This is a genomic window from Thermodesulfomicrobium thermophilum DSM 16697 (assembly GCF_059568695.1).
Genome location: NZ_JCANTW010000018.1, coordinates 121,363 through 138,056 on the forward strand (window position 1 = coordinate 121,363; position 16,694 = coordinate 138,056).

General features: G+C 64.7%; 16 protein-coding genes and 1 pseudogene. 10 read left to right on the forward strand and 7 right to left on the reverse strand.

Annotated features, from left to right (window positions below; genetic code table 11):
• The first annotated feature begins 15 nt into the window (after positions 1-15).
• Entirely contained in the window at positions 16-354 is a 339-nt protein-coding gene (locus BR00_RS11380; protein WP_496477715.1) for a P-II family nitrogen regulator, read from the forward strand.
• Positions 338-2,791: a [protein-PII] uridylyltransferase family protein gene (locus BR00_RS11385; RefSeq protein ID WP_496477716.1), complete on the forward strand. Its 2,454-nt coding sequence runs from the start codon at positions 338-340 to the stop codon at positions 2,789-2,791. Before BR00_RS11380 ends, BR00_RS11385 begins: the two co-directional genes overlap by 17 nt.
• A 73-nt stretch (positions 2,792-2,864) precedes the next feature.
• Here the strand turns inward: BR00_RS11385 and BR00_RS11390 are convergent, their stop codons facing one another.
• From BR00_RS11390 to BR00_RS11405, 4 genes are read right to left on the reverse strand one after another with little or no spacing between them, the layout of a single operon-like run.
• Positions 2,865-3,920, reverse strand: coding sequence for a sulfite exporter TauE/SafE family protein (locus tag BR00_RS11390; RefSeq protein ID WP_496477717.1), 1,056 nt, complete (start codon positions 3,918-3,920; stop codon positions 2,865-2,867).
• A 14-nt stretch (positions 3,921-3,934) separates the two neighbouring features.
• On the reverse strand, positions 3,935-4,228 hold the full coding sequence (locus BR00_RS11395) for a hypothetical protein (protein ID WP_496477718.1): 294 nt from the start codon (positions 4,226-4,228) through the stop codon (positions 3,935-3,937).
• A gap of 12 nt (positions 4,229-4,240) precedes the next feature.
• Complete coding sequence (locus tag BR00_RS11400) at positions 4,241-4,795, reverse strand: hypothetical protein (RefSeq protein ID WP_496477719.1); 555 nt, start codon at positions 4,793-4,795, stop codon at positions 4,241-4,243.
• 4 nt (positions 4,796-4,799) lie between these two features.
• A complete protein-coding gene (locus BR00_RS11405; RefSeq protein ID WP_496477720.1) occupies positions 4,800-4,973 on the reverse strand; it encodes a hypothetical protein in 174 nt (57 codons plus the stop codon).
• A gap of 244 nt (positions 4,974-5,217) precedes the next feature.
• Here BR00_RS11405 and BR00_RS11410 point away from each other — a divergent pair, with 244 nt between their 5' ends.
• From BR00_RS11410 to BR00_RS11425, 4 genes are all read left to right on the forward strand, one after another.
• A complete protein-coding gene (locus BR00_RS11410; RefSeq protein WP_496477721.1) occupies positions 5,218-7,233 on the forward strand; it encodes a S16 family serine protease in 2,016 nt (671 codons plus the stop codon).
• Complete coding sequence (locus BR00_RS11415) at positions 7,230-8,645, forward strand: sensor histidine kinase (protein WP_496477722.1); 1,416 nt, start codon at positions 7,230-7,232, stop codon at positions 8,643-8,645. Before BR00_RS11410 ends, BR00_RS11415 begins: the two co-directional genes overlap by 4 nt.
• A complete protein-coding gene (locus BR00_RS11420) occupies positions 8,642-10,036 on the forward strand; it encodes a sigma-54-dependent transcriptional regulator (RefSeq protein ID WP_496477723.1) in 1,395 nt (464 codons plus the stop codon). Before BR00_RS11415 ends, BR00_RS11420 begins: the two co-directional genes overlap by 4 nt.
• Before the next feature lie 136 nt (positions 10,037-10,172).
• Positions 10,173-10,646, forward strand: coding sequence for an arsenate reductase ArsC (locus BR00_RS11425; RefSeq protein ID WP_496477724.1), 474 nt, complete (start codon positions 10,173-10,175; stop codon positions 10,644-10,646).
• On the opposite strand, the gene BR00_RS11430 is transcribed toward BR00_RS11425, so the two are convergent.
• Together BR00_RS11430 and rfaE2 are read right to left on the reverse strand one after the other, a co-directional pair.
• On the reverse strand, positions 10,643-12,421 hold the full coding sequence (locus tag BR00_RS11430) for a GspE/PulE family protein (RefSeq protein WP_496477725.1): 1,779 nt from the start codon (positions 12,419-12,421) through the stop codon (positions 10,643-10,645). The genes BR00_RS11425 and BR00_RS11430 overlap by 4 nt on opposite strands.
• Positions 12,418-12,924 carry a D-glycero-beta-D-manno-heptose 1-phosphate adenylyltransferase gene (rfaE2, locus tag BR00_RS11435; protein WP_496477726.1) on the reverse strand — a complete coding sequence of 169 codons (507 nt, stop codon included), beginning with the start codon at positions 12,922-12,924 and terminating at the stop codon, positions 12,418-12,420. The genes BR00_RS11430 and rfaE2 overlap by 4 nt, the downstream gene beginning before the upstream one ends.
• A 73-nt stretch (positions 12,925-12,997) precedes the next feature.
• Here rfaE2 and BR00_RS11440 point away from each other — a divergent pair, with 73 nt between their 5' ends.
• The 4 genes from BR00_RS11440 to BR00_RS11455 are packed head-to-tail and all read left to right on the forward strand — an operon-like array spanning position 12,998 to position 16,150.
• Positions 12,998-13,780: a hypothetical protein gene (locus BR00_RS11440; protein ID WP_496477727.1), complete on the forward strand. Its 783-nt coding sequence runs from the start codon at positions 12,998-13,000 to the stop codon at positions 13,778-13,780.
• Between the two features lie 11 nt (positions 13,781-13,791).
• Complete coding sequence (locus tag BR00_RS11445) at positions 13,792-14,316, forward strand: hypothetical protein (protein WP_496477728.1); 525 nt, start codon at positions 13,792-13,794, stop codon at positions 14,314-14,316.
• Entirely contained in the window at positions 14,313-15,518 is a 1,206-nt protein-coding gene (gene coaBC, locus BR00_RS11450; protein WP_496477729.1) for a bifunctional phosphopantothenoylcysteine decarboxylase/phosphopantothenate--cysteine ligase CoaBC, read from the forward strand. The genes BR00_RS11445 and coaBC overlap by 4 nt, the downstream gene beginning before the upstream one ends.
• Positions 15,500-16,150, forward strand: a complete 651-nt coding sequence (locus tag BR00_RS11455) for a hypothetical protein (RefSeq protein WP_496477730.1) — start codon at positions 15,500-15,502, stop codon at positions 16,148-16,150. The genes coaBC and BR00_RS11455 overlap by 19 nt, the downstream gene beginning before the upstream one ends.
• Before the next feature lie 283 nt (positions 16,151-16,433).
• Here the strand turns inward: BR00_RS11455 and BR00_RS11460 are convergent.
• A pseudogene (locus tag BR00_RS11460) lies at positions 16,434-16,694 on the reverse strand (ISNCY family transposase); the annotation flags it as partial.

Below are 16,694 nucleotides of genomic sequence, written 5' to 3' on the forward strand. Positions count from 1 at the left end.
AGCAAGGAGCGATTCATGAAAAAAATCGAGTTCATCATCCGGCCTTTCAAACTGGACGAAGTCAAAGAAGCCCTCACCGCCGCAGGCGTACACGGCATGACCATCACCGAAGTCAAAGGCTTTGGCCGCCAGCGGGGACACAAGGAGATCTACCGCGGGGCCGAATACCAGGTGGACTTCGTGGCCAAGGTGAAAATCGAGGTCGTGTGCGAGGACGCCATCACCCCTGCCGTGGTGGAGGCCGCCCGAGCAGCGGCCATCACCGGCCAAGTGGGTGATGGCAAGATCTTCGTCCTGCCCGTGGATGACGCTATGCGCATCCGTACCGGAGAAACCGGTGAGGCCGCCATCTGACCGCCCAGCGTCTCGTCCCCCGGGAACGCAGGTTCTCGAACGAGTCCAAGCCCTGCGCCGTCGGGCACTGGCGCTGCCCTGCGGCCGACCCATGGAGCGGGCCCTTTCCCGCATCATGACGGCCGCGGTGGCGGTGCTCGCCCAAGGGTTCCCCGGCTGCGTGCTGGCAGTGGGCGGTTTTGGTCTCAGCCAGCTCTCCCCGGGCTCGGACCTGGACATCTGCCTGCTACGGCCGCCACGTCTGCCTGCTGAAGACAGCGGCCGCTGGGTCCAAAGCATCGTCTACCCCCTGTGGGACAGCGGGATGCAGGTGGACTACAGCGTCCGTACCCTCGCCGAAACCCTGGAGCTCGCGGCCCAAGACCCCAAAGTCCTGGCAGGGCTCCTGTCTGCGCGGCCCATCGGTCCGGACCCAGCAGGACTTTTCCCGGAACTTCGCCAGGGAGTGCGCCGTATCCTCACCTCTGCCGCGCGCCGCACCTTCGTGCAGTGGATCGCCGAGACTAGCCCCAGCGGGTACGCCTGCATCGAGCCGGACCTCAAAAACAGCCCCGGCGGCCTGCGGCATTGGCACCACTTGGGCTGGCTCGCGGCCGCCTTTCCCGGTCGGGAAGGGGCGCGGTTTCTCGACCTCGGGGTACTGGCCCCAGACCAGGTGGAGGCCTTGTGTGCCGCGGCACAGACCATCCGCCAGGTGCGCTGCGCCCTGCACTGCACCACCCAACGGCGTCACGACGTGTTTTCCGCCGAACTCCAAGACGCCGTGGCCCACCGCCTTGGCACCTCGCGGCCCGCACTCTCCCAACGTTTGGAAGAAGCCATGGCCCGCATCCGCCTGGCGCGCTGCGCCATGGTGCGCGAAGTCCTGGGCCGCATAGAGCGCAAACGCCGGCCGCCAGACCGCCGCTGCGACGGCATCCGCCACACCCCCGGCGGCCTGGGCTTCGCCGAAGACCCCGGCGCACACCCGCATCTGGTGCTGCGCCTCATCGAGACGGCTGCCCACACCGGCATCCCCCCCAACTTTTCCGCCCAAGGGGCTCTACTCCGCCTCAGCGCCCGACAAGCGGCAGAACTCAGCCCGCACCTCGCTGTCTGGCTCCACGACATCCTTCACGCCCCCCACGGGGAGGCCGCCTTCGCCACCCTCCTGGACCTGGGGCTCTTGCGCGTCCTCTTCCCAGAGCTCGCCCCCAGCCTTTCGGTGGTGCCCCTGGACGGCTGGCACCGCCACCCGGTGGGCTGGCACAGCCTGCGCTGCGCCATGCTCCTTGCCCAGCCCCAAGAATTGCTCCACGCCGCGCCCTGGCTCGAAACGCTCCCCACAGCCCCAAAGGACCACCTCCCCCTGGTGTGGGCAGGACTTCTCCACGACATGGGCAAACCCCATCCCCGCCACGAGGTGCGCGGCAGCATCCTCGCCCGCCGCCTGCTCACCCGTCTCGGCGTGGCCAAGGCGGACATCGCCACCACCACGTTCCTCATCGCCGAACATCTCACCCTCTTCCAGGTAGCCACGCAACGCGACCTAAACGATCCCGCCACCATCCACGCCGTCGCCCACAAGGTGCAGACCCCCGAACGCCTGGCGGCCCTAGCGCGCCTCGCCGTGGCCGACGCCATGGCCACCGGACCTGCAGCCTGGAACACGTGGCGCAGCCTCTTGGTGGAGGAGCTCTACGCCAAGACCGCCCGGGCACTCCAGGGCCGTCCCCTGCGCGCGCCTTCCCGCGATAAACTCCCCCAAGACTTCCTTCGAGAGATCCCCGAGCCCGCCCGAGAGCGCATCAGCAGTTCGGACCTGCGCCGCATGGCCGAGCTTTTCGCCCGCCAGCGCAGCACCCCCCAAATCCTCCACACCCTGGCCTGGTCCGTGCATGACCAGGATCCCCGAGTATGGAAGTGCGCGGTCATGGCCCCGGATCAACCCGCACTCTTCGCCACCCTGGCCGGGTGCTTCGCCATCAAGGGGGCTGATATCCTCAGCGCCGAAATCTTCACCACACGGGAAGGCACCGCCATGGACCTCTTCGTCGTGCGTCTGCCGGAAACCGACGCCGTCTACTTCTGGCCTGCCTTCACCGAAGAGGCCCGCACCAGTCTTGCCGATCCCCACGGCCTGGCCACCCGCATCGCGGCCCGGCGCAAATCCCCGCTGCGCCGCCCAAGCCTCCCTGGGCCGAAACCACAGGTACGTCTCGACGCCGAAAAGGCCACCCTCGTCGTGCGCGCCAGCGACCGGCCCGGCCGACTCTTCGACATCACCTGGGAACTCGCCCTGCACGGGGTGAACGTGCAGGCCGCCAAAATCGCCACCCACGGGGATCACATCCACGATATCTTCTTCCTCCAGCAAGCCTCCCACGCCTCCTGGCGCTTAAGCTCCACGCTCCAGCCGCTCCTTGCCGCCATCCTCCGGCGGCTCCAGACCGAGTAGGCGCCCCAAAGCACCGGCGCCGGCCATCCTGTGCGGACAGCCGGCGCCAGTATGTCGTGTTCTTGAAGGATACTCAGGAGGAGGCCAGCGCAGCCTTTTCCGCCCGCCGGGCAAACCAGATGGCGCCCAAGATGATGCCAGCCCCCACGAGGAGCGCCAGGCACATGAATCCGTAGCTCACATGGCCCAAGAGCGTGACCACGGAGTCGGACATTTCCAACAGATTCAGTTGTACCAGATACTTGGGAATGGCCAGGCAGCGGCTGACCGCAACAATGAGCATGATGGTGGCCATGACGCCCTTGACCATATAATCCCGGACATACGTGGTCCCGATGGCGCCCAACTGGATCCCCAAAAGCGAGCCGGACAAGATGATCAAGACGAGACGGATATCCACCATCCCATGCAAAGCCCAGTTGATGGAGCCGCCCAGCCCCATGACAAAGGCGATCACCAGCTCCGTGGCCGAAGCCACCAAACCGGAGACTCCAAGGACGTAGATCATGCCGGGCACCCCGATAAAACCGCCCACCGCAATGGTGGCCGCCAGCATGCCGGTGGCCAACCCCACGGGAATGGTCACCCACAGGGAAACCCGAACCCCGGCGGTCTTGAAGGTGATCATGGGCCACAGTTCAATGCGCTGGATGCGCTTGGCCAGTGCGCCGACCTTCTCCACGCCGCCGCAGCGCACGCAGGAGATGGCGTCCCGGGCCACGTAGCCCCCCACGGAGACCAACACGAGCACGAAGGCTAGGCTCACGTACAGATTGGATCCCGCCTGTCCCCAAAGCTCCAGGATATAGTGCTGGAACATGATGCCGAGCTGCACGCCCACGCCCGCGGACGCCGCCATGATCAGGCCGAGCTTGATGTCCACCTGGCCGTAGCGAAAGCGCTTGATGGCGCCCACCAGGGCCTTGGGGAATTTGTGGCACATATTGCTCGCCACCGCCACCGTCCCGGGAACGCCGAGACTCATCATGCCCGGGGTCAGCACGAAAGCGCCGCCAGAGCCAATGAACCCGCTCACCAGTCCGCCCACAAATCCGACAATGAACAGAAACGAAACGGCCTGGAAGCTCAACTCAATAAACTTCGAAGGATCCAACGCAAGCATATCCATGATAGTCCAGCTCCTTACTCGGCATGGAGTGTCGCACGCATCTGGGGACGCACTTCGGCGGGCTTTTCCACGCGCTTGTGCACCCGCTTGGCCTCAACCCCAAGGCATGTCCACAGATTCGAAGTAAAGTTTCCGTAAAGATAAGAAACAATAAACACCGTTGCGATGGGCCCTGCCGCCCACCACGAACCCTGGGAAAAATACGCAGCAATCAGATCTGCGTACGAAAATACCGCTGCATAGAACGCAGCCGAAAGTACACCGAAGAGCAGCGTTTTCCCTATGGGCTTCTTCGTTCCACTCTGCATAGCTCCTCCTTGTTATTCCACTGTGAACAGTGGAGATGATACATGTCCTTCCAAACACATGGACTCGTCCGGTCCACTCAACACCAGTTCCACGCGGCCCAGCTCATGACAGATGGCCTCCACCTGCGCGGTCACGCACCCGCTGCGCACCACATGGCGGGCGGCCACCCCCATTTGTGCAGCGCGCTCCAGCCACGGCTGCACCGCGCGCCCGGCCTGGGCCGCAAAAGTTTCCTCCATGTGCTGGCGCATGGCGGCAGTGCCCCCGCCGCCACCGGCGTCGCGCACGTTGCAAAAGACGACTTCGTAATCCATGCGCTGCGCCAATCCCAAGGCGTACTCCGCCAACACCGGAAAGAAGTCCGCCCCGTGCCCCAAGACGAGGATGCGACGTCCCTGGGAAGAACCGCGCCGCAACACCTCCTGCGCAAGCAGCTGTTCGCCGGCCTCGGCCAGGGCAAAAGCCTCGCCAAACTCCTCCCAGACATCCCGCAACCGCCCCCGCTGGCGCATGCGCACCCCCGAAGGGACGCGAGAGCGGCTGCTGTGCGATCTCGCCTTTCCCATGAGCCTACTCCGCCCGCATGGTGGGACGAGGACGTTGTGTGGCCGACTGCTTTTGCTCCCGCTGCGCCGTCCGCTTGTCCTCACCGCGCAAAAGCCACCGGGCCTCTTCCACCCGTCCACGTTCGGCAAAGGCCACCGCCGCGAACGATCGTTCGATTTCCTCCCGAAGCGCTGCCATACTGATCCTCCAGGTTTGATTGTTGCATTTTCCCCTAACCAAGGATCATGCCAGGCGCGGCCCTTAGAAAAACTCCTTGAAATACAAAAGTTTTCTTGAGCTGCTCCAAAAATGCCCCTCATGGACCGTTGTTGCAGAATGCAATAAAAAACAAAGGCAAAAATGAAACCAATTGTTTTTCAAATAACTTTTTAAGTGTTGCCAAATGCAACATGATGTTGCACCCCAACGCACGGAGGCCGACATGCGTTTTTTCTGGAAACCTGAACCAGAACCCGCCCCCAGCACGACCACGACCGACACCCCGGAAGCACTGCGCCTCGCTGCCGCACGCCTGCCCCAAGGCCCCCGCCAGGCCGTGGAGGCGGAAGTGCAGCGCCTGGAGCATACGGACCCCAGTGCGGCCGAGTACGCCATCAGCCTCAACTATATCCGCACATTACTGGATCTGCCCTGGGAGACGGAGACCACCGACACCTTCGACCTGCGTCAGGCGGAAGCAATTTTGGACGCCAGCCACGCCGGCATCGGTCACATCAAAGAGTTGGTGCTGGAGCACCTGGCGCAGCACACGCTCCTGTCCCGGAAAAAGGCGTCGCTGCTCATCGTGGATGATGAAACCGTGGCCAGAAACAACCTGCGCTATGCCCTGGCCAAGGAAGGGTACCACATCGAGGTGGCCTGCGACGGCATGGAAGCGCTGGACAAGGTGCGCCAATGGGAGTTCGACCTCATTATCACGGACCTGAAGATGGGGCGCATGGACGGCATGACGCTCCTGGAGGAAGCCAAGAAGATCTCCCCCAACACCCAGGTGATCATCGTCACCGGCTACGCGACGGTGGATACCGCCGTCCAAGCCATGAAGACCGGCGCCATCCACTACATCTCCAAACCCATCGACATCCAGGAGCTGCGCGAAGCCGTCTCCTCCATCCTGAGGGCCTCCCAACGCAGCTACACGCCCAGGTCGCCGATCCTCTGCTTCGTCGGGCCTCCAGGGGTCGGCAAGACCTCGGTGGGCATGGCCATCGCCGAGGCCCTGGGCCGCAAGTTCTGCCGCCTTTCCTTGGCGGACCTGCGCGACGAGAGCGAACTTCGGGGGCACCGGCGCACCTACGTCGGCTCCCTGCCGGGCCGTATCATCCAGGCCATCCGGAGCGTGGGGGTGAAGAACCCAGTGTTCATGCTCGACGAGATGGACAAGATCGCCCAGGACGCCAAAGGAGATCCGGCCTCGGTCCTGCTGGAAATCCTCGATCCCCAGCAAAATCACCAATTTCTCGACCGCTATGTGGACATCCCCTTCGACCTCTCCAAAGTGCTTTTCATCGCCACGGCCAACTCCACCGCCCGCCTCGCCGGCCCGGTGCTGGACCGCATGGAGGTCGTCCCCTTCAGCGGGTATTCGGAGACCGAAAAGCTCGAGATCGCCCAACGCTTCCTCATCCCCCGCCAGCTTCGGGAACACGGCCTCACCCGGCCCCGGCCCACTTTCACCGACGAGGCCGTCATCCTCCTGGCGCGCTCCTACACCAACGAGGCCGGGGTGCGGGGCCTGGACCGGGAAATCGGGCGCATCTGCCGCAAATTGGCGCGCGCCTACCTTGAACACGAGACCATGCCGCAGCAGGTGGACGCGCAGACCATTGCGCTCCTTCTCGGGCCTCCCCGCTTCGTGCACACCATCTCCAGCCAGGAGCAGCGCGTGGGCGCGGCCACGGGTCTGGTATGGTCCGAAACCGGCGGCGAACTCATCACCGTGGAGGCCACCCGCATGCCCGGCACCGGCCGGCTCCTCCTCACCGGTTCCCTGGGGGAGGTGCTCAAGGAATCGGCGCAGATCGCCCTCAGCTACATCCGCAGCAACGCCCAGCGCCTGCGCGTGCCTGCGGACTTCTTTGCCTCCGAAGATATCCACATCCACATCCCGGCAGGCGGCATCAGCAAAGACGGCCCCTCCGCAGGCCTCACCATCGCCGTGGCCCTGGTGTCGCTTCTGGCGTGCCGTCCGGTGCGGCCCGAGATCGCCATGTCCGGGGAGATCTCCCTCACCGGCCGCGTGCTGCGGGTGGCGGGCATTCGAGAAAAGCTTTTGGCGGCCCGGCGCGGCGGGGCGCAGCTGGTCATCCTGCCTGCGGAAAACGCCCCGGATGTGGAGGCCCTCGCCGTATCCGGGACGGAATACCCCCAAGTCCTGTTCACCAATGACATCGACACCGCCCTGAGCACAGCCTTAGTCCGCGAGGAAATCCCATGAAAATCGCCACCATCACCATCCGCCACAAAGTGCTCCTGGGGAGCATGATCGCCGTGGCCGGCGCGTTGCTCCTTGGCGTCATCTCCTTCCGGTATCTGGTCCAGATCGAAGACGCCCTGCACCTGGAGGAGGTCGTCAACGATCTCAGCAACGACATCCTGGAAATCCGACGCTACGAGAAAAACTACCTCCTCTACCGCTCCCCTGAAGACCTCACCGAGACGCGGCGCTATCTCCAGCAAAGCTTCTCCCACCTGGAGCATCTGGGCCAAACCGAACCCATGACGATCCCGGCGCAGGACATCCACGAACTCGAAAAACATCTCCAGCGCTATGGCGAGCTCCTCGACCAGGTTCCACAAACGCCCGCTGCCCCTGGCCTGCTCGAAAACCTCCGCAACCAAGGGCACATGCTGGTGGAAACCTCCCAACACTTCCTCGCCAACCACCGGCACCACATCCTCACCATCGTGGGCACCCTCAAACGGCAGCTCATCTTTTCCATCATCGCCGCCCTGGCCATCGGCCTGCCCCTGGCCTGGTTCATGACCCGCAGCATCATCGACGCCCTGCACCTCATCACCCTCTCCACCGCCCAGATCGCGCAGGGAGACTTCCGGCCCCTGCCGCCCAATAAGCGGGGCGACGAGACCCAACTGGTCATCGAGGCCATCAACACCATGATTTCGGAACTGGAGAAACGACAGCAGCAACTCCTGCAAGAAAAAAAGCTGGCCTCCCTGGGTGTGCTCACCGCAGGCATCGCCCACCAGCTCAACAATCCCCTCAACAATATCTCCACCTCCTGCCAGATCCTGCGCGAAGAAGAGGATGTCGTGCGCCATGAGCTTGCCCGGGAGCTCCTTTCCGCCATCTACCAGGAGGTGCTCCGGGCCCGTGACATCGTGAAAGGGCTCTTGGAGTTCTCCCGCGCCACCGAGTTTTCCCGCAAACCGACCCCCCTTGCCGCCATTGTGCAACGGGCGGTGCAATTGGTGGACAGCCACCGGCCGGCAGGCATCCACATCAACACCCGCATCCCCGACACCATCATCCTCCCCATCGACGCCCAGCGCATGCAGGAGGTCTTTCTCAACCTGCTCATCAACGCCATTCAGGCCATGGGGGAAGCCGGCACCATCACCATAGCGGCCACTGCGGACCCGGCCTCCGGCATGGCCACCATCCAGGTGACGGACACCGGTCCCGGCATCCCCGCCGAGCACCTGGGCCGCGTCTTCGACCCCTTCTTCACCCTCAAAGAAAACGGCAAGGGCACGGGCCTGGGCCTGTCCATCGTCTTTGGCATCATCAAGAAACACGGCGGCACCATCAGCGCAGAAAACCGCCCAGACGGCCCCGGCGCCCGCTTCACCATCCGCCTTCCCCTGCACCAGTCGGAGGACGCATGAGCACCGCCCTATCGCCAACGGCCCTGGTCGTGGACGACGAGGCCATTGCCCGCAAAAACCTCGCTCTGGTGCTGACGCGCCAAGGGCTCACGGTGGAGCAGGCGGCAAACGGCGCTGAAGCCCTGGCCGCCTTGGAGCACAACGAATTCGATCTGGTGATCACCGATCTCATGATGACGGGGGTCAGCGGCATGGACGTACTCCAGCGCACCAAGGAGCTCTGGCCCGCCACGGAAGTCCTCATGGTCACCGGCTACCCCACCATCGAGACTGCGGTGGAGGCCATGCGCCGCGGGGCGTACCACTACCTGGTCAAACCCTATCAGATCGACGAGGTGCGCGCCCTGGTGGACAAGGCCCTGGAAAAACGCCGCCTCCGCCAGGAGGTCCAGGAACTCCGCCAGCGGCTCCGCCAGGCCAACGAAATCCCCTTTCTGGGCGAAGCCCCGTCCATCCGCCAGCTCAAGCGCACCCTGGAACACGTGGCCCCCACGGACTCCACGGTGCTCATCCTCGGTGAGACCGGCACGGGCAAGGAACTCGTCGCCCGCACCATCCACCTGCTGAGCCGCCGCGCCCAGCAACGCTTCCTGGCCATCAATTGCGGGGCCTTCACGGAAGATCTCCTGGAAAACGAACTCTTCGGCCACGAGGCCGGGGCCTACTCCGGCGCCCAGCGCACGCACAAAGGGCTCTTCGAGGCCGCACACGGGGGGACGCTTTTTCTCGATGAAGTGGGAGAGATGTCCCCGTCCATGCAGGTCAAGCTCCTGCGTGCCCTGCAGGAGCGCACCATCCGCCGGGTGGGCGGCACCGACGACATCCCCGTAGATGTGCGCATCATCGCCGCCACCAACCGCGACCTCCAGCGGGAAGCAGCCCACGGGACCTTCCGCCAGGACCTCTATTTCCGGCTCAACGTCATCACCATCGAAGTGCCGCCCCTTTCCGAACGGCGCGAAGACATCCCGCTGCTCAGCCACTTCTTTCTCGCCAAGGCCGCACGCCGGCTCGGAAAAGAAGGACTTTGCCTCGCGCCGGAGACCCTCGAGATACTGCACCGCTACCCTTTTCCCGGCAACGTGCGGGAACTCGAAAACATCATGGAACGGGCCGCGGTGCTGGCGGAAGGCACCACCATACTCCCGCGCCACCTGCCCCCGGACCTCACCGCGGTCCAGGGACACGTGCAGCGCCCCTGCCATCAGCAACTCATCACCTTGGAAGAAAACGAACGGCTCCACATCGCCTGGGTCCTGCGCCATTGCCAGGGCAACCGCACCCAAGCAGCCAAGATCCTGGGCATCGACCGGGCCTCCCTGTGGCGCAAGCTCAAACGCTACGCCATGGCCGACGCCCTGGACGAGAAGGACAGTTCCGCAGTCGCATAGCCTGCCCCGAGCCCCTCGAGGGCCATGGGCAGCCCCACGGCCCCGTATCGCCACCCGGTCGCCACAATACCGCCGCCGGATTGTCACCATGCGGTCCTAGGGAGCGGGGACCAGTATCGACCGTGGAGGGAGACCTATGCGCCGCATCCTCATCATCTGCGTCCACAACAGCGCCCGCAGCCAGATGTTCGAAGCCTATCTGCGGCATTTCGGCGACCCGGATTGGGTGGTGGAAAGCGCCGGCTTCGAACCCACCCGCATCAACCCTCTCGTGGTGCAGGTCATGGCCGAAGACGGCTTCGATCTTGCAGGCAAAGGGACCCAATCGGCCTTTGCGCTCTTCCGTGCCGGCCGCATGTTCGACGTCGTCGTCACGGTCTGCGGCGAGAGCGAAGACCGCTGCCCCATCTATCCGGGCATGACCCATCGCCTCCACCTGCCTTTTCCGGATCCCAGCACCCTTACCGGCACGCCCGAGGAGCAGCTCCAACAACTGCGCTCCATTCGCGACGCCATCAAGACCGCTGCCCGCGAGCTGGCAGACTGGCTCCGATCCAAGGGGCCCCTTGGCTCCCGCTGGGCCCTCGTCTCCCGTTCGCCCCACGCCTAATCTTCAGCGCTGCCTGCCACCCGCAGGACTTCGTCCACGGTGGTGACTCCCGTAACCACCCGGGCCATGCCGTCCTCCAAAAGCGACGGAATGCCTTGGGCCCGCACCATGGCGCGCAACTCGGCCAAATCCACGCCCCGGCGCACAGCGTCCTTGAGCTCCGTATCCAGGGGCAACACCTCGAAGATCCCCTGCCGCCCCAAAAACCCGGTGCCACGGCAGGCCTCGCACCCGCGGCCGCGCCATACCATGGTGGTGTCCGCAAAAAAACGCTCCAGCCCCAAAACCTGCATCCGCGCCAGGTCCACGGGCACGGATTCCTTGCAATACGGGCAGATGACCCGCACCAGACGCTGGGCGATGATACCGATGACCGCGGCGTTGATGAGATAGGCCGCAAGCCCCAAATCCAAGAGCCGGGTCAGGGCCGAGGCGGCGTCGTTGGTGTGCAGGGTGGAGAAGACCAGATGCCCGGTGAGCGCTGCCTGCACCGCTTGCTCGGCGGTCTCCAGGTCGCGCATCTCGCCCACCATGATGATGTCCGGGTCCTGGCGCAGCAAATGCCGCAGCATGCCGCCGAAGGTGACGCCGATGCGCGATTGGATCCCCACCTGATTGAACTCGTCCACCACCATCTCGATGGGGTCCTCCAAGGTGACGATGTTCACCTGCGGCGAGGCCAGGGTCTTGAGGGTGGAATAGAGGGTAGTGGACTTGCCGCTCCCCGTGGGGCCGGTGACGAGGATAAGGCCATGGGTGCTGCGCACAAAACGGGTAAAGAGCGCAAGCTGCTCGGGGGTCATGCCCAACTCTTCGGGGCTCTTGAGGGTGGTGTGGCTGGAGAGCAGGCGCAGCACCATCTTTTCGCCAAAGGCCACCGGGATGGTGGACACGCGCACGTCCGTGGGCGTGCCTGCCAGCATGAGCTGCACGCGGCCGTCCTGAGGGCGGCGTTTCTCGGAGATGTCCAGGCGGCTCATGCCCTTCAATCGGTTCATCATGGCCGCGTACACCGTGACCGGGATGCGGTGCACGTCATGGAGGATGCCGTCGATGCGAAAGCGGATGCGGCCGCCTTCGCGCTTGGGTTCCAGATGGATGTCACTTGCGCGCTCACGCAGGGCGGAGCGCAAGAGGTAGTCCACGGCCTTGACGACGTGCTGCTCGGAGTCGGCGTCCACCTTTTCCGCCACCTGCACCCGGGCCTCCAGGTTCCCCAGGTCCGTGCCCGCGGAAAATTGCGCCTCCGCGGCAGTGAGGGCGGCGCGAAAGCCATAAAAATCGTCGATGAGGCGCTCGATGTCCGAGCGCACGCCCAGGGCGATGCGGTACGGCGGCGGGGAGACGCGCTCCATGTCCGACCAGAGTTCCGGCCGGAAGGGGTTGTGCACCAACAGTTCCAATTGGCCGTCCTGAAAGCCCAGGGGCACGAGGAGATTGGAGCGGGCAAAACTCTCGGACACGGCCCGGGCCTTGGGATCGAAATCCACGTCCAAGGGGCTCACCCGCCGCACCTCCACGCCCTCGCGCAGGCCCACGGCCCGCAACACCTGTTCCTCGGTGAGCCGCATGCCCTCGCCCCCGCGGCTGCGCAACCGGATGCCCAGCCCCAAAAGGAAATCCAAACCGCCGTCCGCAGCCGGGTCCACCCCCAAGGCCACGGCCCGCTCCAGTACCTTGCGCTGCGCCTCGGCATCGAAGAGCCCAGCCGCGCCCAAAGCCTCCAGCAGGTAGGCGAGCGAATAGACCACGCGCCGGCCTGTAACCTCCGTCATGCGTCCGCCCCCCGCAATTGGTAGCGATCCAGGATACGCGCGATGATATCCGTAGTCCCCTGGCCGGGAACAAGGGGAATGGTGCGCACCTCGCCGCCGCGGGCAAGCATCGTCTCCCGGCCCACGATGCGCTCCACGGGCCAGTCCCCGCCTTTGACGAGCACGTCCGGTGCCACCTCGGCGATGAGCCGCTCCGGGGTGTCCTCGGCGAACACGATCACCGCGTCCACGCACGCCAAGGCCGCCAGCACCCGGGCGCGGCAGGCCACCTCGTTGATGGGGCGCCGCGCCCCTTTGAGACGGCGGATGGAGGCATCGTCATTGAGCCCCACCACCAAGTGATCGCCCAAGGCACGGGCGGCCTCCAAATAGGCCACGTGGCCGGCGTGGAGGATGTCGAAACACCCGTTGGTGAACACCACCCGCCGCGGCCGGGGCAAGGCCTGCCACGCCGCCACGCTCATGATTTTTTTCTCCGAGCCGTTGACCACATTCTCCTCCATGCGTAGGGTGCTCGCGCTGCATCTCTTGGGAATACAGCGTTTTTTCGGTATTCGCTTTAGCCACGGAGGCCCCATGGCCAAACCCTGGGTCATTGCCAAGCGCCCGCTTTTCGTGCGCGACGTGATGCGGGACTTTTGCCTCGCCGCCGCGCGCCTGGAAAGCCATTTTCAAGACTATGACCGCACCGGCGCGGTGAGCTTTTCCTTTTTCGACGACATCCTCGGCCGGCAGAACAGCAAAGGGCTCCTGTGGCGCCTCAAGGACAGCGCCCACCTGCTCTTTCGCGACGAAGGAAGCGAGGTCCTGGGGGAATACCTCGATTGGGCCTTAGGGTATATCTTCCACGAGTGCATCAAACTCAAGGAAGACGCCTACCAACAGATGAATTACAAACCGAGATTCGAAAATTTGCAACAGCGCCTGGATCTGCCCCCCGAAGAGCAGCACCTGGGCGGCGAGCTCTTTGCCGTCATCAGCCAGACTTCCGAAAGTATCCGCCGGGAAGTGCAGCGAGTGCGCTTCATCCTCTTCCATTGCAAACGCATGTTCATCCGCTATCTTCCCCGACACGCGGACAACTCCTTGCTCGCCCGCCTCTTCTACCTGCAATGGCAGCTGGTGGAGCAGGCCTTTCGCAGTTATACAGAGGAGCTCCTCCACGCCATGTATGGAAACGACCTCTCCCGCCTCTATCTCCTGGCCGCCGAATCCCTGGAGGCCGGCGGATGGGAACAGGAAGCCGCCGCGGCCCGGATGGATGCCGCCAGCCCTCAATGGCCGCCGCGCCACGCCCTTGACGAAGGCCGGGCCTCGGTCGCACAAAGGCCGGAACTTTCCTCCAACCTGACAACCTAAGGATCCGAACTATGGCCCGTGTATTTTTCGCCCTTGCACTCCTGTACCTGGTCGGGTGCTCCACCCTGTGGCCCGGCAGCCGTTCCGAAGAGCCGCCCACGGCTACGGAAACCCAAGCCTTTGTCTACGACTTCCGTGATGTCCGCATCCCCCAGGACATGGAAATCCAAATGGATAAATCCAACATCACCCCAGTAGGCGGGGAGCATTACGGCGTGCTCAAGTTCAAGGGACGGGTGGAGCCCATCTCCCTGTTCGACTACTTTGCCAACTCCATGCCCAAGGACGGGTGGACGCTTATCGCCTACCAGAAGTACCAACGCTTCCTCATGGTCTTCACCAAAGAAAACCGCGTGACCGTCATCACCATCGAAGAAGATCCGTTCTACTCCACCTGGCTGGAGGTGTGGGTCTCGCCGCGGCAAAACGGCTACGGCGCCAACACCATGAGCGCCCCGCAATCCTTCCCAGCGGCAGCGCCGGCAGGCGGCGGCTTTCCCAAACCCGTGGAAATGGAACGCACCCTGACCCAATGATCCCTCACCACTACCTCTTCGATACCTTCCGCGGCGAGCGCGTACACCTCGGGGTGTGTGGCTCGGTGGCGGCGTACAAGGCCCTGGAACTCACCAGGGCCTTGGTCCATTTGGAGATGCCGGTGGAGGTCACCCTCACTGCGGCGGCCACCCAATTCGTGACTCCCATGGCCTTTGCCGCCATCGGGGCGGCAGCGGTGCACACCGCCGCGTTCGATGCCACGGCCCCCTTCCAGCACTTGGAGCCCGGGCAGCTCGCCCGGGCCGTGGCCGTGGTGCCCGCCACGGCCAACATCCTGGCCAAGATGGCCCACGGCCTGGCGGACGACCTCCTCTCCACGCAGCTCCTGGCATGTCCCGGCCCGGTGCTCGTGGCCCCGGCCATGAACCCGCGCATGTGGCAGGCCCCGGCCACCCAGGCCAATGTGCATACCCTGCGCCAGCGCGGCACCCGCTTCGTGGGGCCGGAGAGCGGGACCATGGCCTGCGGCGACGTGGGGTCCGGGCGTCTCGCGCCGGTGGAAGAAATCTTCGTGGAAATCCTGCGCCTCGTCGCCCCCCAGGACCTGGCCGGCACGCGCATACTCGTGACCTTGGGCCCCACCCGGGAATACTTCGACCCGGCCCGCTTCTGGTCCAACCCATCCACCGGCACCATGGGCGCCAGTCTGGCGGTGGCCGCAGCCCTGCGCGGCGCGGAAGTCACGGCGGTGTGCGGCCCGGTGGATATCGCCCTGCCGCGCTCAGTGCACCGTATCGACGTGACCTCGGCGCAGGAGATGTTCGCCGCGGCCATGGACCTCTTCCCCGCGGTAGATATGGCCCTGTGCACCGCAGCGGTGGCCGACTTCCGCCCGCCCCGCCAGGAAACCAAGTACACCAAGGACGGCCGGGCTCTCAGCCTCACCTTTGCCCCCAACCCGGACATCCTCGCCGCCATGGGCAAAACCAAGGCCCCACACCAGCGCCTGCTCGGCTTCGCGGCGGAAACCGGAGACCTCGCGGCCGCAGCTGCCGCCAAATTGGCGCGCAAAAACGCCGACCTCATGGCCGCCAACCCCATCGGCCGGGCCGAAGCAGGCTTTGCCAGCCCCACCAACCGCATGGTGGTGATAGATCGCACCGGCCGCACCGAAGCCTGGCCCGTGCTCCCCAAAACCGAAGTGGCCTGGAGGCTTCTCACATGGCTGGCCAGCCTGTAGGAGAACGAGGGCGGATTCTGCGCGCCATGGGCCTTACCTGGATCACCGCCCCGAAGCCTCCTGCGCCCACCACCCCACCAGCGCGCGCAGCGCAGCCCTCCGCCCCACGCCGGCCCGAGCGTCCCACGCCCGAGGCGCCGCCACGCACCACACCCCCGGCGGCCCCGACCGCAGCGGCGCGCCCGCCTCTGGCTGGCGTCCTGCGGGCACTCGTGCACGGGAAAAAGCAGCCGCTGCACACCCTGTGGACCTACGCCGAACTCTGGGAGGACCTGCACGCGCCGCGGCCGCCCCGCTTGGAGCTCATCAAAAAGATCCAGGCCGCCTGCGCCGAACGCCTGGGTTGGGAGACCGCCCGCATGGCCCTGTGGCCCTGCCGCTGCCCAACGCCCGAGACCTGGGAACACGGCCTTGCCCAATGGCAGCCCCGATGCCTCCTCGTCTTTGGCCAAGCAGCCATCCGCCACATTCTGCCCGAAATCCAGGCCCCATCTACCCCCTTTCCCTGGGGCGACATGCTCGTGGCGCCCCTTCCTGACCTCGACGCCATGCTTGCCGGCGACACCCAGGCCAAGGCATCTGCCTGGCAAATGCTCCAACACCTGCCCGCCTTGCCCGCACGCAGCACATAAGGAGGAGGGATATCCGGCCGCACGTCCCTGGCGGACGCCTGCGAAAAATCCCGCCGGGATCTCCTCCCATGCCCACGGCGGCCCTCGCCATCCCGCCGCATCTTCGCATTGTTTCACGTGAAACAATGGCTCCGCCTGCCGCCAGGCTTCACGCCCCCCCCAAAGGCGTCGGCTACCCAAGAGTTTCTCCGGACGCTTGTAAACAGCCAATGAAAATGTCACCTTTTTGGGACGGTTTGGGACAATAAAAATGTCATGGTTTCCACCAATGGTTGTTGTTCCCCTACCAAGTCCCCGGAGTTGTCTCCTGGGGGTTATGAATCGCCCTCGCTATGGGTTCACGAGGGTGAAGATACCAGTGCCATGAGGATTCTGCCGCAGGGGAGGTCTGCTCCCGTTCCTGGGCCCCTCTTGCCAACGATTTTTCCTCAGAAGCCGGTTCTTCCGAAGATTTTCCCGTGACAACGGGGACAAGGACAAAGGCCTCTCCGTCCGCCAGCGCCATGAGCTCGTCATCAAGCTTTTCGACCACGGTGACCGCCTT